The 23,632-nt window shown below is 62.9% G+C and carries 22 protein-coding genes; 2 read left to right on the top strand and 20 right to left on the bottom strand.

What is annotated here, in order from left to right:
- Nucleotides 1-11: 11 nt before the first annotated feature.
- Nucleotides 12-1,421, bottom strand: a complete 1,410-nt coding sequence (locus RA302_RS10780; protein WP_020969222.1) for a wax ester/triacylglycerol synthase family O-acyltransferase — start codon at nucleotides 1,419-1,421, stop codon at nucleotides 12-14.
- Nucleotides 1,415-1,840, bottom strand: coding sequence for an HAD-IA family hydrolase (locus RA302_RS10775; RefSeq protein ID WP_338480593.1), 426 nt, complete (start codon nucleotides 1,838-1,840; stop codon nucleotides 1,415-1,417). Before RA302_RS10775 ends, RA302_RS10780 begins: the two co-directional genes overlap by 7 nt.
- Before the next feature lie 55 nt (nucleotides 1,841-1,895).
- Here RA302_RS10775 and RA302_RS10770 point away from each other — a divergent pair, with 55 nt between their 5' ends.
- Entirely contained in the window at nucleotides 1,896-2,489 is a 594-nt protein-coding gene (locus tag RA302_RS10770; protein WP_020723642.1) for an Rv3235 family protein, read from the top strand.
- Between the two features lie 52 nt (nucleotides 2,490-2,541).
- Here RA302_RS10770 and secA read toward each other — a convergent pair whose 3' ends face one another.
- From secA to RA302_RS10680, 18 genes are all read right to left on the bottom strand, one after another.
- Nucleotides 2,542-5,385: a preprotein translocase subunit SecA gene (secA, locus tag RA302_RS10765; RefSeq protein WP_338480590.1), complete on the bottom strand. Its 2,844-nt coding sequence runs from the start codon at nucleotides 5,383-5,385 to the stop codon at nucleotides 2,542-2,544.
- A 130-nt stretch (nucleotides 5,386-5,515) separates the two neighbouring features.
- Nucleotides 5,516-6,196 (bottom strand): ribosome-associated translation inhibitor RaiA, encoded by a 681-nt coding sequence (gene raiA, locus RA302_RS10760; protein WP_003940893.1) that lies wholly within the window; start codon nucleotides 6,194-6,196, stop codon nucleotides 5,516-5,518.
- 175 nt (nucleotides 6,197-6,371) lie between these two features.
- The gene (locus RA302_RS10755) at nucleotides 6,372-7,103 is read right to left on the bottom strand and encodes a ComF family protein (protein WP_047889467.1); all 732 of its coding nucleotides are present in this window, start codon (nucleotides 7,101-7,103) and stop codon (nucleotides 6,372-6,374) included.
- 15 nt (nucleotides 7,104-7,118) lie between these two features.
- Nucleotides 7,119-8,897 carry an MtrAB system accessory lipoprotein LpqB gene (lpqB, locus tag RA302_RS10750; RefSeq protein ID WP_019747782.1) on the bottom strand — a complete coding sequence of 593 codons (1,779 nt, stop codon included), beginning with the start codon at nucleotides 8,895-8,897 and terminating at the stop codon, nucleotides 7,119-7,121.
- Nucleotides 8,894-10,633, bottom strand: a complete 1,740-nt coding sequence (gene mtrB / locus RA302_RS10745; RefSeq protein WP_019747781.1) for an MtrAB system histidine kinase MtrB — start codon at nucleotides 10,631-10,633, stop codon at nucleotides 8,894-8,896. The genes lpqB and mtrB overlap by 4 nt, the downstream gene beginning before the upstream one ends.
- Nucleotides 10,630-11,307: an MtrAB system response regulator MtrA gene (mtrA, locus tag RA302_RS10740; protein ID WP_003941013.1), complete on the bottom strand. Its 678-nt coding sequence runs from the start codon at nucleotides 11,305-11,307 to the stop codon at nucleotides 10,630-10,632. Before mtrA ends, mtrB begins: the two co-directional genes overlap by 4 nt.
- A 116-nt stretch (nucleotides 11,308-11,423) precedes the next feature.
- Complete coding sequence (locus RA302_RS10735; RefSeq protein WP_019747780.1) at nucleotides 11,424-12,065, bottom strand: dTMP kinase; 642 nt, start codon at nucleotides 12,063-12,065, stop codon at nucleotides 11,424-11,426.
- A gap of 80 nt (nucleotides 12,066-12,145) precedes the next feature.
- Entirely contained in the window at nucleotides 12,146-13,624 is a 1,479-nt protein-coding gene (gene ahcY / locus RA302_RS10730) for an adenosylhomocysteinase (protein ID WP_021332564.1), read from the bottom strand.
- A gap of 60 nt (nucleotides 13,625-13,684) precedes the next feature.
- Complete coding sequence (locus RA302_RS10725; protein WP_021332563.1) at nucleotides 13,685-14,326, bottom strand: TetR family transcriptional regulator; 642 nt, start codon at nucleotides 14,324-14,326, stop codon at nucleotides 13,685-13,687.
- Nucleotides 14,327-14,374: 48 nt separating this feature from the next.
- Nucleotides 14,375-14,557, bottom strand: a complete 183-nt coding sequence (locus RA302_RS10720; protein WP_084326458.1) for a rubredoxin — start codon at nucleotides 14,555-14,557, stop codon at nucleotides 14,375-14,377.
- Complete coding sequence (locus RA302_RS10715) at nucleotides 14,554-14,739, bottom strand: rubredoxin (RefSeq protein WP_003940827.1); 186 nt, start codon at nucleotides 14,737-14,739, stop codon at nucleotides 14,554-14,556. The genes RA302_RS10720 and RA302_RS10715 overlap by 4 nt, the downstream gene beginning before the upstream one ends.
- Nucleotides 14,739-15,965, bottom strand: a complete 1,227-nt coding sequence (locus RA302_RS10710) for an alkane 1-monooxygenase (RefSeq protein WP_020907102.1) — start codon at nucleotides 15,963-15,965, stop codon at nucleotides 14,739-14,741. Before RA302_RS10710 ends, RA302_RS10715 begins: the two co-directional genes overlap by 1 nt.
- Nucleotides 15,966-16,076: 111 nt before the next feature.
- The gene (locus RA302_RS10705) at nucleotides 16,077-17,573 is read right to left on the bottom strand and encodes an amino acid permease (RefSeq protein ID WP_019747776.1); all 1,497 of its coding nucleotides are present in this window, start codon (nucleotides 17,571-17,573) and stop codon (nucleotides 16,077-16,079) included.
- An 86-nt stretch (nucleotides 17,574-17,659) separates the two neighbouring features.
- On the bottom strand, nucleotides 17,660-18,619 hold the full coding sequence (locus tag RA302_RS10700; RefSeq protein WP_019747775.1) for a cation diffusion facilitator family transporter: 960 nt from the start codon (nucleotides 18,617-18,619) through the stop codon (nucleotides 17,660-17,662).
- 28 nt (nucleotides 18,620-18,647) lie between these two features.
- Nucleotides 18,648-19,895 carry a mannose-6-phosphate isomerase, class I gene (gene manA, locus RA302_RS10695; protein ID WP_070386885.1) on the bottom strand — a complete coding sequence of 416 codons (1,248 nt, stop codon included), beginning with the start codon at nucleotides 19,893-19,895 and terminating at the stop codon, nucleotides 18,648-18,650.
- The gene (locus RA302_RS10690; protein ID WP_211917015.1) at nucleotides 19,896-20,990 is read right to left on the bottom strand and encodes a tobH protein; all 1,095 of its coding nucleotides are present in this window, start codon (nucleotides 20,988-20,990) and stop codon (nucleotides 19,896-19,898) included.
- A gap of 163 nt (nucleotides 20,991-21,153) precedes the next feature.
- Nucleotides 21,154-22,527 carry a phosphomannomutase/phosphoglucomutase gene (locus tag RA302_RS10685; protein ID WP_019747772.1) on the bottom strand — a complete coding sequence of 458 codons (1,374 nt, stop codon included), beginning with the start codon at nucleotides 22,525-22,527 and terminating at the stop codon, nucleotides 21,154-21,156.
- A gap of 127 nt (nucleotides 22,528-22,654) precedes the next feature.
- Nucleotides 22,655-23,041, bottom strand: a complete 387-nt coding sequence (locus RA302_RS10680) for a DUF3499 domain-containing protein (RefSeq protein WP_007731177.1) — start codon at nucleotides 23,039-23,041, stop codon at nucleotides 22,655-22,657.
- Nucleotides 23,042-23,121: 80 nt separating this feature from the next.
- Between RA302_RS10680 and RA302_RS10675 the strand changes: the two genes are divergently transcribed.
- Nucleotides 23,122-23,610, top strand: coding sequence for a metallopeptidase family protein (locus tag RA302_RS10675; RefSeq protein ID WP_003940797.1), 489 nt, complete (start codon nucleotides 23,122-23,124; stop codon nucleotides 23,608-23,610).
- Nucleotides 23,611-23,632: the final 22 nt, after the last annotated feature.

Raw genomic sequence — 23,632 nt, 5'->3', positions numbered from 1 at the left:
ATGCTCGTTCGTCACCGACTCGCATCCGTCAATTCCTCGAGTGACTCGAAGATCAGCGAACGAACGACGTCGACGTCCGACATCGCGTCACGGTCGGCATTCAAACCGTAGTAGACATTTCCGTCGTACGACGTCAGGGCGATGCTGAGTGTCTGATTCTTGAGCAGTGGCGACACCGGATACATCTCCAGCATCCGAGCCCCACCGAGGTAGAGCGGGAACTGTGGCCCTGGCGCATTGGTGATCATCAAGTTGAACATTCGCTGCGACAGACTACTGGCCGCACGGGAGCTCATCGCATGCAGCGTCGCCGGCGCAAACCCGGACATTCGCACCATCGTCTGCGCGGTGACCCGCCGACCCTGACGCGCGAATGCCTCCGTCGCATGCGCCACGTGAGAGAGCCGAACAACCGCGTTGGGTTCACCGACAGGCAGGTCGATGAGGAACGAGGAAACATGCCCCGGCGCCTGCGGATCGTCGACGTCGGGACTCTCGGGGCCGTCCGTGTACACCGACATGGGCACCATCGCCCGCACGATGGTCGCCTCGGTCACCGGCTCACCACGCGAGAGCAGCCAGTTCCGCATCGCGCCCGCGATGACGGTGAGAATCACGTCATTGATCTCGCACCCGTACCGCGCGCGAATACGTCGATAGTCCTCGAGAGACGTCTTGGCCACCGCAAGGCGTCGATTGCGCGAGATGGTGGCGTTGAGCGGGCTCGACGGGGCCACCTGGGTCGCCGTTCGAACCACTTCCGCGAGTTTCCCGAGTGCACTCACAGCCTCGGTGACGGATGTGGTCACGTCGTTGAACGCTGCACGCGCCCGTGCGATCCCCTCCCCCGGGCTCGTCACGAGATCTGCCATTGCACTGACCAACAAGCTGGTATCGCTCGGCGGCCTGGCGGGCATCCACAATTCTTCGGGGCCTGGCGCTCGATTCTTCTCCGGATCGAAGATCACCTGACTGATCTCTGGAGCCGCCTCGCCGTCCACCAACGACGAATGAGACTTCGTGAAGATGGCAAATCTGTTTCTGCTCAGCCCCTCGACCAGGTACATCTCCCACAACGGCCTCGTGCTGTCGAGTGGTCTCGACGTCAGCCGCGCGATCAGATCCATCAGCTGTTCGTCGGAACCTGGTTTGGGCAGAGCCGATCGGCGTACGTGATAGGTGATGTCGAAATCCGAGTCGTCCACCCACACGGGGCGGGCCAGGCCGAACGCCACCTCACGCACTCGCTGACGGTAACGCGGAACCGATCCGAGCCGCTCTTCGACCAGACGAAGCAATTCCTCGTGATCGATCCCGTTTCGCAGTTGCCGGAAGATCCCCAACGAGCCGACATGCATCGGCGTCGTCCCGGCTTCGAGGAAGTAGAAAGCAGCATCCTGAGTCGTCAGTCTGTTCACCATGGCTTCGTGTCCCCTCCTTCGCCGAGATCGAACAGAATCGACAACTCCTCGATGGTCGATCCCGAGCCGACGTGGTGGACCCCGACCATCCCGACTGCCACCGCCGCCCGGACGTTGATTTCGAGATCATCCACGAAAACGAAGTCCTCCGGCTCGACGCCCAAACGACTCGCCGCCAACAGATAGATCTCGGCGTCGGGCTTCGCCATCTCGACATCACCGGACAAGATCACGTCGTCGACCAAGACCCCGTCTCCGAGATCCCGCAACCACTGAGCATTGGCACCGCCGGGATCGTTGCTGACGATTCCCGTCACGATTCCGCGGGTCTTCACCGCGCGCACGACCGCGCTCAAGCCGTCGAGATCCGATCCCGGACCGAACAGCACGCCACCGACATCCAACAGAAGTCCCCGCACGCCATCACCCTAAGTCGCGATGGTGATCACGGCGACATCTCGAGCGTTTCGTGTCATGCTTCTCACCATCGCTCGGGGGAGCGAAGTCCGAGACGACCATCTCGGACGCACGATCATCCGGGGGGATGTCATGGAGCAGGACTGCACAATCATTCTCGAGCCGGCACCACAATTCGAGCCTCACGCGCATACCGTCGCGCTTACGCGGCCGCAGTGCCGACCCGACCGAGCGCAGTGCCGAACAGACCGAATGCTGCGTCGCCCACGAAAGACACCACACAACGGGACGTCGTCCAGTGCCGGTTTCACTCACGTGCTGGAACCGCAGTTGGCGGGTGCCGACATCTTCTGGAACCGATCACTTCGCCTGGTTCTCGAAACCGTCGACCGGCGACGAAATCCGCGGCAACTCAAGGGCGTATTGACGCCGTCCGTCCTGGAAGTTGTTGCGCGACTTTATACTTCGGAATTTTCGGCCCGGAAGCTGGGCGGCGCGGCCGTTCACCGCACCCACGTTCAAGCAGTGTCGAAGAGTACCGCCGAAGTCTGTGCGACGTACACACGAGGCACGCAGACATTTGCCGTCGCGGGTCGGATCGACCATACAGACGGAACAGGCTGGACGGTCACCGCACTACACGTGGTGTGACCGTCCAGCCTGCTGAGTACTAACTGCGCTGGTAGCTCAGCTGTACTGAACCTCAGCGCTTGCGCTTGGACTTCGGAGCTCGATTGCTCTTCGACTGCGTCCGTGCTGCTTCACGACGTTCGCGGCGCGAGGCGGCCCCGTCACCGGAGTCGGCGGCCGAGTCCCGCGTTGCCTTCGCCTTACCGTCCTCGTCCGGGCCGGTGTACGTCAATCGCGACGGACCTTCGTCGTCAAGTCCCTTGGCGCGCAACGCCGTCGGGGCAGCAGTTCCGGTTCTCCTGGCTGCGGCTTCCTGCGTCGGGAGCGGCTTGGGCGCCGTGGCGGACGCCGCAGCGGCCGAGCCGGCCGTGACGGAGATTCCGCTCGCGGGCTGCGCCGGAGCTGCCTCGACCTGCAGGTTGAAGAGGAATCCGACGGACTCTTCCTTCAATCCGTCGAGCATGCCGATGAACATGTCGTAACCCTCGCGCTGGTACTCGACCAGCGGATCGCGCTGGGCCATCGCACGCAGACCGATTCCCTCCTTGAGGTAATCCATCTCGTAGAGATGCTCACGCCACTTGCGGTCCAGGACCGAGAGGAAGACACGACGCTCGAGTTCACGCATACCGTTTTCGCCGGCGATCGCATCGATCTCGGCTTCGCGCTTCTTGTACGCCGCGTGGGCGTCTTCGAGCAAAGCGGTTCGCAGGTCGTCACGGCTCAGGTCACTGTTGATGCCTGCGCCGTCCTCCCCTGCCAACGTCTTGTGATCGATGCCGACCGGGTAGAGCGTCTTGAGCGCGGTCCACAGCTGCTCGAGATCCCAGTCCTCGACGTATCCCTCGGCGGTGGCACCGTCGACGTAGGCGGTGACCACGTCAGTGATCATCTGCTCGACCTGGCCCTCCATGTCCTCACCCTCGAGGATCTGGCGGCGCTCCTTGTAGATGACCGTTCGCTGCTGGTTCATGACCTCGTCGTACTTGAGTACATTCTTGCGAATTTCGAAGTTCTGCTGCTCGACCTGAGTCTGAGCGCTCTTGATGGCCTTCGAGACCATCTTGGCTTCGATCGGGACGTCGTCGGGAAGGTTGAGGCGCGTCATGATCGACTCGAGTGCCGAACCGTTGAAGCGGCGCATGAGCTCGTCACCGAGCGAAAGGTAGAACCGCGATTCGCCGGGATCACCCTGACGTCCGGAACGACCGCGCAACTGGTTGTCGATACGACGCGATTCGTGACGCTCGGTACCCAGAACGTACAGGCCGCCGGCGTCGCGGACCTTCTCCGCGTCTGCCTTGACCTCAGCCTTGACCTCGTCCAGGACTGCGTCCCAGGCTGCTTCGTACTCGTCCGGCGTCGTGACCGGATCGAGGCCCTTCTTGCGCAGCGCGATGTCCGCGATGATGTCCGGGTTACCACCGAGAACGACGTCGGTACCGCGGCCGGCCATGTTGGTCGCGACGGTGACCGCACCGGAGCGACCGGCCTCGGCGATGATCGTCGCTTCCTTCTCGTGGAACTTCGCATTGAGGACGTTGTGTGCAACGCCGCGCTTGGTGAACTGCTTGGACAGGTACTCCGAGCGCTCGACGCTGGTGGTACCGATCAGGACGGGCTGGCCGTTCTCGTGGCGCTCGACGACGTCGTCGACCACCGCGTCGAACTTGGCTTCCTCGGTCTTGTAGATGAGGTCGCCGTTGTCGACTCGGACCATCGGACGGTTGGTCGGGATCGGGATCACACCGAGGGTGTAGGTCTGGTGAAGCTCGGCAGCTTCCGTCTCGGCGGTACCCGTCATGCCCGACAACTTGTCGTACAGACGGAAGTAGTTCTGCAGCGTGATGGTGGCGAGAGTCTGATTCTCCGCCTTGATCTCCACCTTCTCCTTGGCCTCGATCGCCTGGTGCATGCCCTCGTTGTAGCGACGGCCGACCAGCACGCGGCCGGTGAACTCGTCGACGATGATGACCTCACCGTCGCGGACGATGTAGTCCTTGTCCTTGGTGTAGAGCTCCTTGGCCTTGATCGCGTTGTTCAAGTAGCTCACCAACGGCGAATTCGCGGCTTCGTACAGGTTGTCGATACCGAGCTGGTCCTCGACCAGTTCGACGCCCGCCTCGTGCACACCGATGGTGCGCTTGCGGATATCGACCTCGTAATGGACGTCCTTCTTCAGCAGCGGCGCGATGCGAGCGAACTCGCTGTACCACTTGCTGGAGCCGTCGGCCGGGCCCGAGATGATGAGCGGGGTTCGGGCTTCGTCGATGAGGATCGAGTCGACCTCGTCCACGATGGCAAACGCGTGGCCACGCTGGACCAGGTCGTCCAGCGAATGCGTCATGTTGTCGCGCAGGTAGTCGAAGCCGAACTCGTTGTTGGTGCCGTACGTGATGTCGGCTGCGTAGGCGACGCGGCGCTCGGCCGGCGTCATGCCCGACAGGATCACACTGGTCTCGAGGCCGAGGGCGCGGTGAACGCGACCCATCCACTCGGAGTCACGCTTGGCGAGGTAGTCGTTGGTCGTGACCACATGGACGCCGTCACCGGCGATCGCGTTGAGATAAGCCGGAAGAACCGACGTCAGAGTCTTGCCCTCACCGGTCTTCATCTCGGCGACGTTGCCGAAGTGCAGGGCCGCGCCACCCATGATCTGCACGTGGAAGTGCTTCTGGTTGATCACGCGCCACGACGTCTCACGGGCCACGGAGAATGCCTCGGGCAGCAACTCGTCGAGAGTTTCCCCGGCGGCATAGCGCTCACGGAACTCGGTGGTCTTGGCTTTGAGTTGCTCGTCTGTCAGGCCTTCGACATCGGGCGACAGAGATTCCACATGCTCGGCGATGTGCTTGAGCCGCTTGACCATGCGACCTTCACCAACACGGAGCAGCTTCGATAGCGACAGCGACGGCACAGTCTTCTTCGTCCTCAATCTTCGGCGACAGGGGTCACACACTGAAAATCCGGCCGGGGTCCGAAAACTCCGGCCGGATTCCATGGTAGGCGCTACCGGCGGCGAGCGAGCAAACCCACCACCGATTGGGTCATGTCAGGCGGATCAATCCGTAGTCGAAAGCGTGACGACGGTAGACGACGGACGGCTTGTCCGACTCCTTGTCATGGAAGAGAAAGAAGTCGTGTCCGACCAGTTCCATCTCGTACAGAGCGTCGTCGATGGTCATCGGCTCGGCCGGGTGATCCTTCGTGCGGACCACGCGTCCCGGGCCGTCGTACTCGTCCGGCTCTTGGCCGTTCAGCGAAATGTCCGGTGTGACTCCGAGCGAGTCTGCGTCGACGAGGGAGGCGGTTGCCTCCGCGACGGACACCGGTCGCTTGTCGCCGTAATGGACCTTCTTGCGGTCCTTGGTTCGACGGAGCCGGCTTTCGAGCTTGTCGATCACCGATTCGAAGGCGGCGTAGAAGCTGTCTGCGGACGCTTCGGCTCGGGCCACCGGGCCTTTACCTCGAGCGGTGATCTCGACGCGCTGGCAACTCTTGGCCTGTCGTCGGTTGCGTTCATGTTGAAGTTCCACGTCGAAGTGGAATATGGAGGGGTCGAAGTGTTCGAGTCGCGCCAGCTTTTCCGAAACGTAGATTCGGAAGTGATCGGGGATCTCGACATTTCGTCCCTTGACTACGACGTCGGATCTCGGAGCTGCGGCATTCTCGGAACGCTCGATGGTGGCGTCCTCGATGAAAAACGAGGCTTGCGAAGGGGTCGTCACTCGTACCTCCCAATTACGGCCCCGCCCCACGGTGGGCGGCGGCAAATTCTGCAAGTACCGAGAGGGGATCCGCCCGGCACCAGTATCGAAGTACCACCTCCTACCAGTATTTTCGGGTGTGCCGCCGACGCTAGTACGTAACGCGCGCGAGTGCCACTGTTCCAACGAAATTCATCTAAGCCCCTGCAAGAACAAGCACGAGAGTTGTCCGAATCCCACTGAGCGCGAGAGCCCGAACCGACTCTGCCGCAGTCGCTCCCGTGGTCAGGACGTCGTCGAGCAGGACGATGTCGCCGTCCCCGACAATCGAAGAGACTGCAGTGGTGTCGAGAGACACATGACCGTTCACATTGGTCACCCGGTCGGCCGCGGACAGTCCGACCGAGTCACGTACGCCTCGCGTCATCCGGAGAATCGGACAGACACGTACCGGACACCCCTCGACAGAACCAACTTCCCGCTTTTCGCGCACACTTTCGGCTATCCGGCGAACCGGATCACCCCCGCGAGAACGCGCCGCTCGGGCGCGTGTGGGAGCAGGCACCAGCATGATCGGCGTACGACCCCCGCCGCCGACCTCGCCCCACCGTTCCAGAGTGCCCAATGCACCGGCCACAGCGATCCCCAGAGGCGTCGCGAGGTCCCGACGACCCCGTTCCTTCATCTCGATCACACTGCGCCGCCTGGGGCCGTCGTAGCGGCCGAGTGCCCAGACCGGCACGCCCGGGTCTACGCGCGGACTCAATTGAACCGGATGGTCACGCAGCAGTTCCGCGCACTCACCGCACCACAGCGTCCCCGTGCGGCCACACCCACCACACTCGCGTGGCAACAGCAGATCGAGCAATCCGGCACCGAATTTCTTGTCCCCCATGGCCGAATCATGAATCAGAGCACCGACATGCATCAGAGCACAGAGACGTCAGCCGGGTAGAACCGGAATCGCCTTCTGTCCGGTCAGCACAGTCACTTCACGCCAGCGTCGATCCCCGGCGGGGTCGTTGTTGTTCAGTTGGAACACCGCACGCGCGTCGGCGACGTACTCGGTGGTCGGCGACGCATCCACGGAGGTGACGGGAGCGGTCAGGTTTCCACTCGGCAGCGCGTCCATTCGTGAACCGTCTATGGCGACCTGGACGACCGGTATATCGGCTCCACTGCGCGCGATCACGATGGTGTCGCTGTTGCTCCAGTCGAGTGAGAGCGCGGTACTGCCCAAGCCGGACGCCACCGCACGCGGACTCGTCAGGGCGTAGACCCCGCTGGGTGTGCGCACGACCACGGCCAGGTAGACCTTGCCGTCGATGATCATCGCGGCTCGCACGCCGTCGCGAGAGAGACGCAATTCCGAGATCGTGGAGCCGACCGACGTCAAGGCCCCGACATCGACGTTGGTGACCGACACCCGACCGGTTCCTGGTTCGCGGACGACCCGAACGACGGTATTGCCGTTCACCGCCGCCCAGACCGCATTGTTGTCGAGTTCCCACGAGGGCCGGGTGATGGCGCTGCCTTCGAGCACCGGAGCGGAACCATCGCCGTATGTACCGAGCGACAAGTCGAACCGGGTGGCTGGATCCGGCCGAGCCGTGTCTGCGACGGCTGCGACCAACTTGCCGTCCCGCGAGAGAGCAGCCGCCGTGAGGTTGCCCGCATTGCCCGCGAAACCGGGCACCGGAGTCGCCTCCTGCTCGCTGACGCTCACCAGTGAACCGTTGCGCAGTGCGTGCAGTCCGACGGTCGCACTCGTGGTGGCCAGCGGGTTGGTGGACGCGACGTCGGCGGTGGTCCAGCCTTCCGCATGAGCAGCGTCCAGCGGTTCGCCGTCGATCTCCAGAACGTACGGTCCCGCGACATCGGCATTGGCGAGCGTCCAGATGACTTGCGCTGCAAACAAACCGCGCGTCGCAGCATCCATCGGGTTGTCCAGACGGAAGTTGATGCGCACACCGCCGAGACCGACTCCGACCTGTCCCGGCTTGCCGTCGGCCTTGGTGATCGGACCGATCACCGACACGCCATTGCCGAGTTCGTTTCGTACAGCCGGCGCCAGCGCTGCCTTCGGTCCGTCGATCATCAGGCCGATCAGCTGAGCTGCCACCTGGTCCTGTCCGCCGGAGATCCAGCGAAGGTCGGGGACGACTGTCTGGCTGGTCGGGTCGAGGAAGAACAACGACTTCCGCTGATATGCGCCGAGAAACTGCGGACGCTCCATGATCACGCCGGGTGGCAGATCGCTGATACGCCATTCGCCATCGGTCAACGTCAGCGTCATCTTCGCTTCGAAGCTGCCCTCTTCGGGGACGTACAGCCCGCCGGGGTCGAGGCGACCGACCTTGTTCACACGAATCGTGTACACCGCTTCGGAACTGGTTCGCGACGCCGACAGGGTGTCGATCTTGTCGACGATGACGGCACTGGCCGCGTCATCCCAGCGCGCCGAGGCGTCTTTGGTGAGGTACTGACGGGCTGCGGCATGCCGGTTGGACGGATCGGTACTTGCCTTGACGAAGTCACGTACCAGCAAGTCCGGCTCTCGCCCCGATGCCGGTGATTCGACGGAGGTTCCGGGCACGGCTGTTGCCAGAGTTCCGATTGCCTGCGGCGAGGAGGATTCCGGCAAACTCGCGCACGCGCCGGTCAGCAACAGCACGCTGAGCGTTGTTGCGAGAAGTGCCAGACGGCGGCGGGTTTCGATCATGATCGATCCCCACCGTTGGACTCGTTCCGCGAGTCCGATTCGCGCGGAGTCGGCAGGGACGACGTGACCTCGCCGACGGTATCGGCGACGATGTCGGCTTCGCTCGGCGTGCGGACGAACTTTGTGGTCGTCGGTTTGAGAGGCAGTGGGCTCGACACGACTTTCTTGCCACGGGTGCGCGAGAGCGTCAGCCGGAAGCAGGCGCCGACTCCGGGTTCGCCCCAGGCCTCGAGCTTGCCGTCGTGCAGATTCGCGTCCTCGACGCTGATCGCGAGGCCGAGTCCGGTGCCGCCACTGCGGCGCACGCGGGACGGGTCCGATCTCCAGAACCGGTTGAAGACCAACTTCTCCTCGCCCGGACGCAACCCGACGCCACTGTCGCGGACGATGAAGGCGAGGGCATTGTCGTCGGCGCGAAGGCGAAGCAGAATCGGCTTCCCCTCACCGTGGTCGATGGCGTTGGCCAGGAGATTTCGCAGGATGCGTTCGACGCGGCGCGGATCGACATCTGCCATGACGGGCTCGTCCGGCATGTCCACGATCAGTTCGGTGCCGGATTCGCGGGCGAGATGGCGAACTGTGGAAACGGCCGCTCGCGCACACATACGCACGTCGAGTTGTTCGGATGCGAGTTCCGCGACACCGGCGTCGTGGCGGGAGATTTCGAGGAGGTCCGCCAGAAGCCCCTCGAACCTGTCCAGCTCGGCGACAAGCAGTTCCGACGACCGACGCAGCATCGGGTCGAGGTTCTCGCTGCCGTCGTAGATCAGGTCGGCGGCCATGCGGACCGTGGTCAGAGGTGTGCGGAGTTCATGGCTGACATCGGAGGTGAAGCGTTTCTGGAGACTGCCGAACTCCTCCAGCTGGGTGATCTGTTTGGACAGACTCTCGGCCATCTCGTTGAAGGACATGGCCAAGCGCGCCATGTCGTCCTCGCCGCGGACCGGCATTCGTTCCTTGAGTCGGCCGTCTGCGAAACGCACCGCGATTCGTGAGGCCGATCGGATGGGAAGCACGACCTGCCTGGCAACCAACAGCGAAATCGCAGCCAGGAGCACCAGCAACACGGCTCCACCGATCAGCAGGGTGCTTCGAACAAGCGACAGACTCCGGTCTTCGCTTGCGAGCGGGAAGATCAGGTACAGCTCGAGTCCCGATATCGACGACGCGGTGGGGCTACCGATGATCAGCGCGGGACCGGAGTAACCGTTCGGGTTGGACACCGTCGCGAATTGGTAGCTGATCTGGCCGCGTTTGACGAACTCGCGCAGGTTGTCGGGGATTTGATCGACCGGTCCCGAACTCGTCGGCTGGCGCGGCCCGTCCCCGGGCACGATGAGCACCGGGTCGAAGGTGCCGGCCGACCCGGAGGCCTGGCCCGAGGTCTGGTTGCGACGGCTCGTCAGTCCGGATGCAGCGCTTTCCAATTGAACGTTGAGCGCCGTCGAATCGTCGACGCCCGCGAGTTGGTCTTCGACGATGCCGCGGGCACGGTCCATTTCTTCGGTCGCCGCGGTGATCTTCGTTTCCAACAGTCGATCGGTGATCTGACTGGTCAGCACGACACCGAGAATGACGATGACGATCAAGGACAACGTCAAAGTCGAGACGACCACTCGCAACTGGAGCGAGCGTCGCCACGTGTGCGCGAGGGTGTTGCTCATCGAGTGACACCACCGCAGAAATGGCGTCAGCCGTCGGTTGAGACGACGACGCCACCTGGAAACTCCGCTCACGGCGGTCCGGCCTTGTAGCCGACCCCCCTGACCGTCAGAACCACTTCGGGATTCTCGGGATCAGTTTCGACCTTGGCGCGCAAACGCTGAACGTGCACGTTCACCAGACGGGTGTCGGCGGCGTGGCGGTATCCCCACACCTGCTCGAGGAGGACTTCACGGGTGAACACCTGGCGCGGCTTGCGCGCCAATGCGACCAGCAGGTCGAATTCGAGTGGTGTGAGCGAGATCTGCTCGCTGCCGCGGCTGACCTTGTGCGCCGGCACGTCGATCACGATGTCGGCGATGCTCAGCAGCTCGGCCGGTTCCTCTTCGGTGCGGCGCAGGCGAGCGCGAACTCGCGCCACCAACTCCTTCGGCTTGAACGGCTTCATGATGTAGTCGTCCGCACCGGATTCGAGGCCGAGCACGACGTCGACTGTGTCGGTCTTGGCCGTCAACATCACGATGGGCACACCGGAATCCGCACGCAGAACCCGGCATACGTCGATCCCGTTCATTCCGGGAAGCATGAGATCGAGCAGGACGAGATCGGGGCGCGTCTCACGCACTGCCGCGAGCGCCAGGGTTCCGTCGCCTACCACGTAGGGATCAAAACCCTCACCACGCAGCACGATCGTGAGCATCTCGGCGAGTGCCGTGTCGTCGTCGACAACCAGAATCCTTGGTTTCATATCCCTATCGTTGCATCTCGGAGCGATGAATCAGACCGTTACGAGGCCGTGCGGCGTGCCGCGTCTTTCCCTCTACTGTGCCGGAAAGTTCGAATCCCGGCTGCCAGGGTGACCGATCACGCGAAATCCGCGAGCCTGCGTGCCAGATCTGCCGGGTCCGTCTCCGGCCCCACGATCCACCAGGGTGAGGCCCAGTTCGTCGCTGCCAACTGCTTGTAGAGCTCACCGGTTCTGGCCTGCAGACCGCCGTCGCGCTCGTAGGCGTCGAGCTGACGCGACGCGTCCTGGGCCTCACGGGAGCGGGCGCGCTGCTCGGCCAGAGCTACCGGCACGTCGAGGTACAGCTGCAGGTCGGGAGCGGGGAGAGCGAGACGACCCAACTCCAATTCACGGATCCAGGCGACCATCTCGCCGTCCACGCCCTGATGCACGCGCGCCGCGTTGTAGGCAGCGTTGGAGGCAACATAGCGGTCGAGGAGAACAATGTCGTTGGTGGACAACAGTTCCGAGATCCGATCCGCAGCACCAGCGCGGTCCAAGGCGAACAGGACCGCCATCGCGTTCACGGATTCGGCCAGGTCTCCGTGTGATCCTTTGAGCGCCTCGGCAGCAAGATCCGCGTGGATCGACTTTCCGTACCGCGGAAAATCCAGAGTCGCGATCGACGTGCCGCCGCGGCGGAGTTCGGTCTCCACTTTGCCGATCAACGTTCGCTTTCCAGCTCCGTCGAGGCCTTCCAATGCCACCAGTGTTCCCACGGCGGACAAGCCTATCCCCCGGCCTGCTTGCGCAGACCGGGGGACGGCGGGCACTACATTCTCAGCGACGAATCGCCGGGTCAGTAGCGGTAGTGCTCCGGCTTGTACGGGCCTTCGACGTCGACGCCGATGTACTCTGCCTGATCCTTCGTGAGCTTGGTCAGCGTGCCACCGAGTGCCTCGACGTGGATCTTGGCGACCTTCTCGTCGAGGTGCTTCGGGAGGCGGTAGACCTCGTTGTCGTACTCGTCCGGCTTCGTCCACAGTTCGATCTGTGCGATGACCTGGTTGGAGAAGCTGTTGCTCATCACGAACGACGGGTGGCCCGTCGCGTTGCCGAGGTTGAGCAGGCGGCCTTCGGACAGCACGATGATCGAGTGGCCGTCGGCGAAGGTGAACTCGTCGACCTGCGGCTTGATGTTGATCCGCGTGACGTCGCCGGACTTCTCGAGGCCTGCCATGTCGATCTCGTTGTCGAAGTGACCGATGTTGCCCAGGATGGCCTGGTGCTTCATGGCCTTCATGTGCTCGAACGTGATGATGTCCTTGTTACCTGTGGACGTGATCACGATGTCGGCCCAGCCGATGGCCTGCTCGACTGTCTTGACCTCGAAGCCGTCCATGAGCGCCTGAAGGGCGTTGATGGGGTCGACCTCGGTGACTGCGACGCGAGCGCCCTGGCCACGAAGTGCCTCGGCACAACCCTTGCCGACGTCTCCGTAACCACAGACCAGCGCAGCCTTGCCGCCGATCAGAACGTCGGTGCCGCGGTTGATGCCGTCGAGCAGCGAGTGGCGTGTGCCGTACTTGTTGTCGAACTTGCTCTTGGTGACCGAGTCGTTGACGTTGATCGCGGGGAACGTGAGTTCGCCGGCAGCGGCAACCTGGTACAGACGCAGAACGCCCGTGGTGGTCTCCTCGGTGACGCCCTGGACGGACTCGGCGATCGCAGTCCACTTGCCCTTGTCAGCGGCGAGCGACTGACGCAGAAGCGCAAGGAAGACCTTGTACTCGTCGGAATCCTGGTCGTCGTCCGTCGGCGGCACGACGCCGGCCTTCTCGAACTGTGCGCCCTTGAGCACCAGCATGGTGGCGTCGCCGCCATCGTCGAGAATCATGTTGGCGGGCTCGCCCGGCCAGGTCAGCATCTGCTCCGCTGCCCACCAGTACTCTTCGAGGGTTTCACCCTTCCAGGCGAAAACCGGAACGCCCTTGGGCTCTTCCGGGGTGCCGTGCGGACCGACGACGATGGCGGCGGCAGCATGATCCTGCGTGGAGAAGATGTTGCACGAAGCCCAGCGGACCTCGGCGCCGAGCGCCGTCAGCGTCTCGATCAGAACCGCGGTCTGAATGGTCATGTGCAGCGAGCCGGAAACGCGAGCGCCCTTGAGCGGCAACACCTCTGCGTATTCGCGACGAAGCGCCATGAGGCCGGGCATCTCGTGCTCTGCCAGACGGATTTCCTTGCGACCGAACTCCGCGAGCGAAAGATCTGCAACTTTGAAGTCGATGCCGTTACGGCTCTCGGCCACGGGCGTTGTTGAAACTGAGGTCGTCATCTGCCTCTCCTGGTTGACGTGCAAACTATGCACAAGCCTATCGGTGTACCAGGCTATCGGTTAGACGCCCTCTCCCGCCCGCCCCTCTACTGCGCGACCCTCTCGCGCCACGTCGATGAATGGCCCGAGCAATGTGCCCAGATCCTCCGCCACCGAAACCTCGGACTCCGGCGGCATCGAAATGTAGCTGAGCCCGAGACGCGCAATCGCCCTGGCCAGAATCCCGGCATCGGCGGGTGACGCCTGAATCCACCCTCGCTGGAAGCTCTCCGCAAGCCGCGACGACGCGCGTTCGATGATGACCGCGCTGTCAGTGGTGATCAGGCGAAGAAGGTCCGGCTTGGCCTCACCGGTGAGCAGAGAGATCACCAACGGGTCGGTTGCACTGGAGGCGAAAAACGAGCCGAAGCCCGCCGTCAATGCCTCGACTGCACGTCCGTCGTTCGCCACCATGGCCTCGTCCACCGCATCGACGAATCCGTCGGCAAGGCGAAGCGCGTATGCCTCGGCAAGCCCTTGCCTCGAACCGAACTCGTTGTAGAGCGTCTGACGACTCACACCGGCATGCTTGGCCAGAACTGTCAGCGTCACCTCGGACCAGTCACGCTCGGTCAACAACTCACGCATCGAATCGAGCACCGACGTACGCAGCAGCAGGCGCGACGCTTCTTTCTGCGGCAGACGAGTTGGCGTCGAAGTCATGGTGACGACACTACCGCCGCACCTAGGTCCGTTCGACGCCGACGCATCTCACCGCCGCTCGACCTCAACCATGAAGAAGTCGCTCTTCGCCGCGCCGCAGTCCGGACAACTCCAGTCTTCGGGAATGTCGCCCCAGCGAGTGCCCGGTTCGATACCGTCCTCCGGCCAGCCGACTGCCTCGTCGTACTCGAATCCGCATTGCGCGCACTGATACAGCTTGTAGTCGTTCATGATTCACTCCCCGCCGTTGCCGGCATCGGCTCGAAGTCCAGCTTTTCCCTCACGCCGCAGTCCGGACAGCACCAGTCGTCCGGCACGGCATCCCACGGCGTGCCCGCCGGAAACCCTTCTCGTGGTGCACCCTTCGATTCGTCGTAGACGTATTCACACACCGGGCATCGATAGCTGCTCATCACGCTGCTCCGTACCGAGCAAGGATGCGATCACGCTTGGACGGCTGAACGTTGACGCGGGTGATGTCGCCGCCGTAGTGCGCAAGGACCTTGGGATCCATTACTTTTCGCCACAGCGGCGGAACGTAGGCGAGCATGATCATGCTCGCGTATCCACTGGGCAGGTTGGGTGCACCGTCCATGCTTCGAAGCGTCTGATAACGACGTGTCGGGTTCGCATGATGGTCACTGTGACGCTGGAGGTGATACAGGAAGATGTTGGTGCAGATGTGATCGCTGTTCCAACTGTGCTCCGGTGCGGCGCGCTCGTACCGCCCACTGTCCAGACGGCGACGCTTCAGTCCGTAATGTTCGAGGTAGTTGACGGTTTCGAGCAGGCAGAATCCGAAGACGGCCTGCAGCACCAGGAACGGCAGCACCGAGAGCCCGAAGACGGCGACGAGGACACCGAAGAGTACGACGGACATCAACCACGAATGCAGGACGTCGTTGCGAATTGTCCACGGCTTCTTACCCAGTCGATCGAGCCTGGCTTTTTCCAGGGACCACGACGAGCGCAGAGATCCCCACACACTGCGCGGCAGGAAGGTCCAGAAGCTCTCGCCGAAGCGAGACGACGCCGGATCCTCGGGCGTGGCGACCCGCACGTGGTGTCCACGATTGTGCTCGATGTAGAAGTGGCCGTAAAACGACTGCGCCAGAGTGATCTTCGACAACCAGCGCTCGAGATCGTCCTTCTTGTGACCTAGTTCGTGTGCGGTGTTGATCCCGATTCCTGCGACGCAACCGATACTGATCGCCAGACCGATCTTGGAGATCAGCCCCAGTCCCCCGTCGATTCCGAGCCAGGACAGGTCGGTCGCCGACCAGAGATAGCAGGCCAGGACCAGGCTGGCCAACTGGAACGGTATGTAGATGTAGGTGCAGTACCGGTAGTACTTGTCGTTCTCGAGGCGCTCCATCACCTCGTCCGGCGGATTCTCGCCGTCCGGACCGAAGAAGATGTCGAGGATCGGGAGCAGGATGTAGACGAGCAAAGGCCCGATCCACCACCACACCGGCGAGACCGCGTTCCACCCGAGACTGTTGAACAACGCAACCAATCCGACGGCAATGAAGACCGCCGTCGGCGGCACCAGGCCGAGCAGCCAAAGATATCTCTTCTTGTCACGCCACTGCTCGGGCGGGAGCGTCTGCCCGGACTGCGAGTTCACGTGCGTCGACACGGTCTACCTCCTCGATTCGGACCGACTCGACAACTGTGAGTCAGTTCACCCTGAGATAGACAGTACTACGCTATTTGTACAAGTGATAGACAAATAATAATCTTTGTACATTTACTCGATTTCGCCGCGTTCACGCTTCCCGATCAACGAATGCTGCCTGCTGTAGGCGAAGTAGATGACAACACCGAGGGCCATCCAGACCACGAACCTCATCCAGGTCTCCACCGACAGGTTGAACATCAACCAGAGACACGCGAGGACAGCCAGGATCGGGATCAGCGGGACCAGTGGCACCCTGAACCCGCGGGGTAGGTCCGGCCGCGTCCGACGAAGCACGAGAACCCCCAACGACACGAGAACAAACGCGAACAACGTGCCGATATTGACCATTTCCTCGAGGGTGCCGATCGGGAACACTCCGGCGAGCACCGCGACCACAACGCCGACCAAGATCGTGATCCGCACGGGAGTTCCGTGCTTGCCGGTCGGCGCCAGGCGTCGCGGCATCAGACCGTCGCGTGCCATCGCGAAGAGCACCCTGGTCTGCCCGAGCATCAGCACCATCACCACGGTCGTGAGACCGGCCAACGCGCCGAACGAGATGACGTTTTTCGCCCAGGTGATGTCGTGGAAGGCGAATGCCGTTGCCAGGTTGGAAGTATCGCCCTCGAGTTCGGTGTACTTCACCATCCCGGTCAACACGAGTGTCACTGCCACGTACAGAACCGTGACGATCAAGAGCGAGCCCAGGATGCCGCGTGGCAACGCCTTCTGCGGCTCCTTCGCCTCCTCCGCAGTCGTGGCGACGACGTCGAAGCCGATGAACGCGAAGAACACCAGACTGGCTGCCGCGAGCAATCCATACCACCCGAATGTGCTGCCACCGGCCCCGGTCACGTACGAGAACAACGACTGGTGGATGCCCTCTCCCGTCGAGCCCGGCTCCGACGGCGGAATGTACGGCGAGTAGTTGTCGGTGTCGATGTAGAACAGACCGACGATGATCACCAGCAACACCACCGCGACCTTGATCGCCGTGATCACCAGTGACACCCTCGAAGAGAGTTTTGTGCCGGTCGCGAGCAGGATCGTGATGACGGCGATCACCAGCACCGCACCCCAGTCGAACGAGATCGGCCCCAACTCGACGATCGGGCTGCGTGAACCCATCACTTCGCCGAGGTACAGCGACCAGCCTTTTGCCACCACCGAAGACGCCAAGGCGAATTCGAGGATGAGATCCCAGCCGATGATCCAGGCGACGAATTCGCCGAATGTCGCGTACGAGAACGTGTACGCGCTACCGGCAACCGGGACCGTCGACGCGAACTCGGCGTAACACAGCGCTGCCAGTCCGCAGGCGATTGCCGCGATGACAAAAGCCAGGGAAACCGACGGCCCGGCGACGTTTCCCGCCGTCCGAGCCGTGAGTGTGAAGATGCCCGCACCGATGACCACTGCGACACCGAACACCGTGAGATCCCACGAGTTCAGCTCTTTCCGGAGTTTGGTTTCCGGCTCGTCGGTGTCCTTGATGGACTGCTCGATCGATTTGGTTCGAAACAGCTTCGACCGTCCAGATCCGGCCTGCTCGTCCTTGACAGCCATTGCCGCCTCCTTGCTGGGGACCAGCAGGTCCCACCATGGGCAAGTAGAGAGATGGCATCAGCCTAAGCCCGCAGGCGCGGCTTTGTTCAGGGTTTGTCGGGAGCCTGTAGATCTGTTTCAGGGCGATCTCCTGCGCTGAGACGATCCAGGTCCGGCTCGAGGTAGATCACCCGCGCCGCAGGCACTGCAGCGCGCACGCGAGACTCGGCCTCGTCGATCGCCGTCGCCACATCCGAGATCGTCGATCCGACCGGCACCGCAACCTTGGCAGCAACAAGGATCTCCTCGGGACCGAGGTACTGCGTCTTGCAATGAATGACGCGTTCGATACGAGTTCCGTCGACCAGTGCGTTGAGGATCAGTTCGGTCTCCACCGCCGTTGCGCCCTCACCGATCAGCAGCGACTGCATTTCGATGATCAGAATGACCGCGATGATGCCGAGCAGGACACCGATGCACAGAGTTCCGATGCCGTCGAAGACCGGATTTCCGGTCACCATCGTGAGGCCGACGCCGCCGAGTGCAAGGACGAGACCGATCAATGCGCCGGTGTCCTCGAGCAGCACAACCGGGAGTTCCGGGCTACGAGAGGTTCGGATGAAGTTCCACCACGACGCATTTCCCTTGAGCGGTCGTGATTCCTTCGCTGCGGTCCGGAAGCTGTAGCCCTCCAGGCAGATCGCGATGAACAGGATCGCGATTGCCACGAAAGCCGAATTGAGTTCTTCCGGATGCTGAATCTTGTGAATACCTTCGTAGATCGCGAACAGCGAACCGAGGGTGAAGAGCACCAGTGCAACGACGAACGAATAGAAGTACCGGTTGCGCCCGTAACCGAACGGGTGCAGTTGATCTGCCTCACGTTCTGCCTTCTTCTGCCCCAAGAGCAGCAAACCCTGATTGGACGTGTCGGCCACCGAGTGCACCGATTCGGCGAGCATCGACGACGATCCGGTGATCAAGAATCCGGCGAACTTGGCTACGGCAATTCCGGCATTGGCTCCGAGGGCCGCCAGAATTGCCTTCTTGCCACCATGAGCCGACACAATGTCTCCTCGCTATCGACCGAGATTCCTATCGACCGACCACTGCACTGAAAACCTGCGCAGTCGGGGTTCGTGTGGTCAGGTGTACTACGGGCTCGTCGGCAGCAATCCACGCGGCTCGGCCCCGATCGAGGTCGAGAGTGTCGGCACCGCACGTCGCAGTGACCGCGCCGTCGGTGCAGATCAGAATCCGCGGGCCGCCGGCTTCGACAACGAGGTCGGTGGCATTCGAGTCGAACTCCAGACGCGTCAAACGAAATTCAGGTGCGGGCGTGACGTACTCGTATCTACCTGACCCTGACTGACCTGACCCTGACTGACCTGCTCCTGGCGACGGGGCCGGATCGAGCACTTCGATATCGGCCCCGACGAAGTCCAGAACCCTCAACAGTTCGGGCACGTCGACGTGTTTGGGCGTCAGCCCGCCGCGCAGCACGTTGTCCGAGTTGGCCATGATCTCGACCGCGAGTCCATGGAGATACGCGTGGAGATTTCCCGCAGCGAGAAACAGTCCTTGGCCGGGCTCGAGTGTGACGCGGTTGAGCAGTAGTGCCGCCAGAACGCCGGCGTCGCCGGGGTACGCCTCGCTCAATTCCAGCGCGGTGCGGATCTCGGTCACGAATTCGGCGTCGTGGTGCGCGACGTAGGTGATGCACCCCGCAAGCACGGCAGGGAGCAACGTCCCGAGCACCGTGGACGGCAGCGTGATCCATGTCGTGAACAACGCCCGGAGTCCGTCGGAATCGGGTTGGCCTTCGAGCAGACCGATGTACGGCTCCAACTCGTCGACGGCCAGAGCGCGCAGCAGTTTGACAGTCCGCGTCGGCTCGCGGAATCCGGCAAGCGCTTCAAATCTGCTCAGCGCGACAACGAGTTCGGGCTTGTGGCTGCCGTCCTTGTAGTTGCGAATCGGCGATTCCATGGGAACGCCGAGTGCGTTCTCACGACGAAAACCCTCGTCGGCTTGAACGGCGCTGGGATGCGCCTGAAGCGACAGCGGTTCTTCCGCCGCAAGCAACTTGAGCAGGAATGGGAGTCGCTCACCGAATGCCTCGAGGTTCTCACGGCCGAGTTCACGCTCGGGTTCGCGGTGCAGGACCTCGAGCAACGACTCGCTTCCGGATTCGGTGATCACGCGCGCCGGGTCACCCGGGTGCGCGCCCAACCACAACTCCGCTTCGGGATGATTCGACGGGGTCGCAAGACCGCGTAGTTCGGCAATTGCCGTTCGCGAGCCCCACGCGTAAGAACGAAGTGCACCTTCGAGTTCACGCACTTACTTCGCACCGCCCGTCAACTGCACGTACGCCGCGGCCATGTCTACTCGAGACGCCAACACGAATACCTGCTCCATCTCCGATATCACCACGTTGGTCTGGTCTTCGTCTGCCGCCACCACCAGATCGGCGTCGGCCAATGCGTCCATCCGGCGTCTCGCCTCCCCGCGCGTGGATTCGGTCGCGAAGACGAACGCCCGCGCCGGCGGGGTCGGCAGTGCGCCGTCCAGTTGCGGATCGTGAAAGAACGGGTCGTGGAACACCGAATCACGCGAAGCTGCGTCCGGCGCGAACAGAGCTCGTGCCGAACGAATCACCTCCGACATCTCGGCGGCAGCGGCATTCAGGCCCGAGCTCATCAGCGAAACGCTCGAGAACTCTGCGAGTGCTGTTGTCACGGAACCACTCCCACATAGAACGACTCGCCGGCCGCTCATTCTGGTGGCCAACGACTTGGCCGGGTTGTGGAATACCTCGTTGGCCGGCCCGTCCCGCATCGCCTCCGCATCAACGGCGTCGGCGATTCGACCGAGCACCGCCGAACGGTCCTCGATCGATCCCTTGCCCTCGATTTCGGCGGCAACGGCGAGGAAGACGGCGAGGAACCGCGTCATCGTGTGCCTCGGCGAGGCGTAGAGCCGCGGCGGCAACGACATGGTGCGCCCGGCCGCCACAGCCCGCATGGGCCCCTCGTCCGGAACGGCGACAACAACTTCGGCGCCACGGCGAACTGCACTGTCGACGGATTCGACCAGGCGCGGATCACCGGCATCGTCACCGGCAACGACGATCACGTCCAACGGTCCGGCCCACGACGGCGTCCGGTCGAGTACGAGGAGCGGACAACCGACCGAATCTCCGACGAGAGCAAGCGCCATCCTGGCTCCGTGCCGAGCGCCACCGGCACCGGCAATCAGCACGACGCTGCGCGGGCGCAGGCCGGCCAGCCGAGAGATCACACCCTCGCCGACGGCCGATGCGGTGGCCCGAATCTGTGCGCCCCCCATGGCCACAGACCGCAGTAGCCCTTCCGAATCGGCAGCCGACAAACCCTCGCTGTCGTCGAGGTCGAGAAGCGGCATCGGCGCTGTCATCTCACCGCACCCCCTTCTCCGTTAGCAGTTCCCGCACCATCCAGCATTCCAGCTCTACGCGGTCCGTGGTGGCAAAGCCCTCGTTCCCGTGGCAGTCGTTCCCGAGATAGTCCCCCAACTATCCCAGGGCTTCGGCTCACCGACAAACCGATCAGACTCGGATTCAAGCCCGGACGATCGCCAGAATTTCGTTCACCAATGCGTCGACATCGGCGGACGTGGGTGCTTCGACGTTGAGTCGCAGCAAAGGCTCGGTATTGGACGCGCGCAAGTTGAACCAGGCATTTCCCTCGAGACTGACTGTGACACCGTCGAGGCGATCAACCGACTCGGTGCGGTCCGCGAATGCTGCCAGCACAGCGGCAGTGCGATCGGCCGCGTCAGCCACCGTGGAGTTGATCTCACCCGAGGCCGCGTAGCGGGTGTACTCCGCCATCAACTCGGAGAGCGGACGGTCCTGCTCGCCCAGTGCGGCGAGTACGTGCAACGCCGCGAGCATGCCGGAGTCGGCGCCCCAGAAATCGCGGAAGTAGTAGTGAGCTGAGTGCTCGCCGCCGAAGACGGCACCGGTCTCGGCCATCTCCTGCTTGATGAACGAGTGGCCGACTCGGGTACGGATCGCGACGCCGCCGAGTTCTTCGACCAGTTCGGGCACTGCCCGCGACGTGATCAGATTGTGGATGATCGACGCGCCCGGTTCCTTCGCGAGTTCGCGCTTGGCGACAAGTGCCGTCACCGCGGACGGAGAGACGGGGTCGCCCTTCTCGTCGACGACGAAGCAACGGTCCGCGTCACCGTCGAAAGCCAAGCCGATGTCTGCTCCGGTCTCACGCACGTAGGCCTGCAGATCGACGAGGTTGGCCGGATCGAGCGGATTGGCTTCGTGGTTGGGGAACGTGCCGTCGAGCTCGAAGTAGAGCGGGAGGACTTCGAGAGGCATCGGCCCGAATACGGCCGGCGCGGTATGGCCGCCCATGCCGTTTCCTGCATCGACTGCGACCTTCATCGGGCGCAACGCAGCCAGGTCGACCAATCCGCGGAGGTAGCTCGCGTATTCCTCGAGGACGTCCTTCGTGCTGGCGGTACCTGCCGGTCCGTCGTACGCGGGAACACCCGAGACGACCTCGGCGGAGATGACTGCCAGGCCGGTGTCCTGACCGACGGGCTTGGCGCCGGCCCGGCACATCTTGATGCCGTTGTACTTGGCCGGATTGTGGCTCGCCGTGAACATCGCGCCCGGGCAGTTCAGCAAACCGGATGCAAAGTAGAGCTCGTCGGTCGACGCCAATCCGATGTAGACGACGTCGAGTCCTTGAGCGAGCACGCCGTCACCGAAAGCGGAAGACAGTGTGGGCGACGATGCACGCATGTCGTAGCCGATCACAACCGTCGTGGCTGCGCCGGCCTCGTCACGGACCAGACGGGCGAACGACGCTCCCACGTCGCGGACAAAATCTTCGTCGATCTGCTCACCGACCACGCCGCGCACGTCGTACGCCTTGATGATTGCAGCAACCGACTCGGCTGTTCGCCCCACTGAAAACTCTCCTTGTGCATGCACCCTCACAGACGAGAACGTCCGGGCGCATGGCGTCCGGAGATTCGCAGTACTCGGGTGTGGAAGTACTCGGTCGAGCCTAGCGTCTGCGGCGACGAATCTCGCGTCAGTTGGATGGGTCGGGCAGTACGCGGAGGTGTCCACGACGCCCTGTACGGGCAGTACTCGGTGCTGCGGGACGTATGTCCTCATCTGCGTCGACGTTGGACTTGCTGCGATCTCCGAGACCGGCTTCACGTACAGCTTCGGCCAAAGCGGTCAGATCGTCTTCGTCGGGAGTGCTCGACGCGAATCCGCCTTCGTGGCGGACGAGTTCCCAGCCCTTGGGGGCGGTGATTCGAGAGCCGTGAGTGTCACACAAATCCCATGAATGGGGCTCGGCGACGGTTGCCAGCGGCCCGACAACCGCAGTGGAGTCCGAGTAGACATACGTAAGCGTCGCGACGGCGGGGTTCTTGCACCCGGGGCGGCAGCAGCGACGCAGAGATCTCACAGGTACGGAGCCTAGCCCTCCCCACGTCCGGAACCTACTCGGACACACCGAGCAGTTTCTTCTGTCGTAATCTGGGCGCCATGCCACAAGCTCGCCGCCGACGCTCGGTCACCACTCGTTCCATCGAGCGACACGGCCGTGGCCTGCGCGGACCACTACTTCCCCCGGAGGTGCCCGCCAGGCGTACCCGGGCTGAGAAGTTCGATCTCCTGGTGCTCGACGCCTTCTCGCCCGTCGACCTCGCGTGGCACGACCGGTTGACGAAACTCGACATCGCGGTGGACGAAGTTCCGAAGATTCACGCGCACGATCCGGAGTCCGTCACATGGCCGCCGGAGGTCATCGCAGACGGCCCGGTTCCACTGTCACGACTGATTCCGGCCGGAATCGACCGTCACGGAAATACGACTCGCGCAAGAATTGTGCTGTTTCGCCGCCCATTGGAGCAGCGCGCGAAGGATCCGGAAGAACTCACGGATCTGGTGCACGACGTGTTGGTCCATCAAGTCGGCACGTATCTGGGCGTCGACCCACAGGTCATCGACCCCACACTGCCCGACGAGGACTGACGCACCGTCAGACGAAAAAACT

The sequence above is a fragment of the Rhodococcus sp. DN22 genome, assembly GCF_036669995.1.
GTDB lineage: Bacteria > Actinomycetota > Actinomycetes > Mycobacteriales > Mycobacteriaceae > Rhodococcus_F > Rhodococcus_F erythropolis.
This window is presented reverse-complemented; position numbering and strand designations above follow the sequence as displayed.

What these genes read in the sequence shown, in the direction of transcription:
- RA302_RS10780 (WP_020969222.1), bottom strand. Translation starts at nt 1,421, where the DNA reads ATGGTGAACAGACTGACGACTCAGGATGCTGCTTTCTACTTCCTCGAA.
- RA302_RS10770 (WP_020723642.1), top strand. Translation starts at nt 1,896, where the DNA reads ATGCTTCTCACCATCGCTCGGGGGAGCGAAGTCCGAGACGACCATCTC.
- RA302_RS10755 (WP_047889467.1), bottom strand. Translation starts at nt 7,103, where the DNA reads ATGCATGTCGGTGCTCTGATTCATGATTCGGCCATGGGGGACAAGAAA.
- lpqB (WP_019747782.1), bottom strand. Translation starts at nt 8,897, where the DNA reads ATGATCGAAACCCGCCGCCGTCTGGCACTTCTCGCAACAACGCTCAGC.
- mtrA (WP_003941013.1), bottom strand. Translation starts at nt 11,307, where the DNA reads ATGAAACCAAGGATTCTGGTTGTCGACGACGACACGGCACTCGCCGAG.
- ahcY (WP_021332564.1), bottom strand. Translation starts at nt 13,624, where the DNA reads ATGACGACCTCAGTTTCAACAACGCCCGTGGCCGAGAGCCGTAACGGC.
- RA302_RS10725 (WP_021332563.1), bottom strand. Translation starts at nt 14,326, where the DNA reads ATGACTTCGACGCCAACTCGTCTGCCGCAGAAAGAAGCGTCGCGCCTG.
- RA302_RS10720 (WP_084326458.1), bottom strand. Translation starts at nt 14,557, where the DNA reads ATGAACGACTACAAGCTGTATCAGTGCGCGCAATGCGGATTCGAGTAC.
- RA302_RS10715 (WP_003940827.1), bottom strand. Translation starts at nt 14,739, where the DNA reads ATGAGCAGCTATCGATGCCCGGTGTGTGAATACGTCTACGACGAATCG.
- RA302_RS10705 (WP_019747776.1), bottom strand. Translation starts at nt 17,573, where the DNA reads ATGGCTGTCAAGGACGAGCAGGCCGGATCTGGACGGTCGAAGCTGTTT.
- RA302_RS10690 (WP_211917015.1), bottom strand. Translation starts at nt 20,990, where the DNA reads ATGACAGCGCCGATGCCGCTTCTCGACCTCGACGACAGCGAGGGTTTG.
- RA302_RS10675 (WP_003940797.1), top strand. Translation starts at nt 23,122, where the DNA reads ATGCCACAAGCTCGCCGCCGACGCTCGGTCACCACTCGTTCCATCGAG.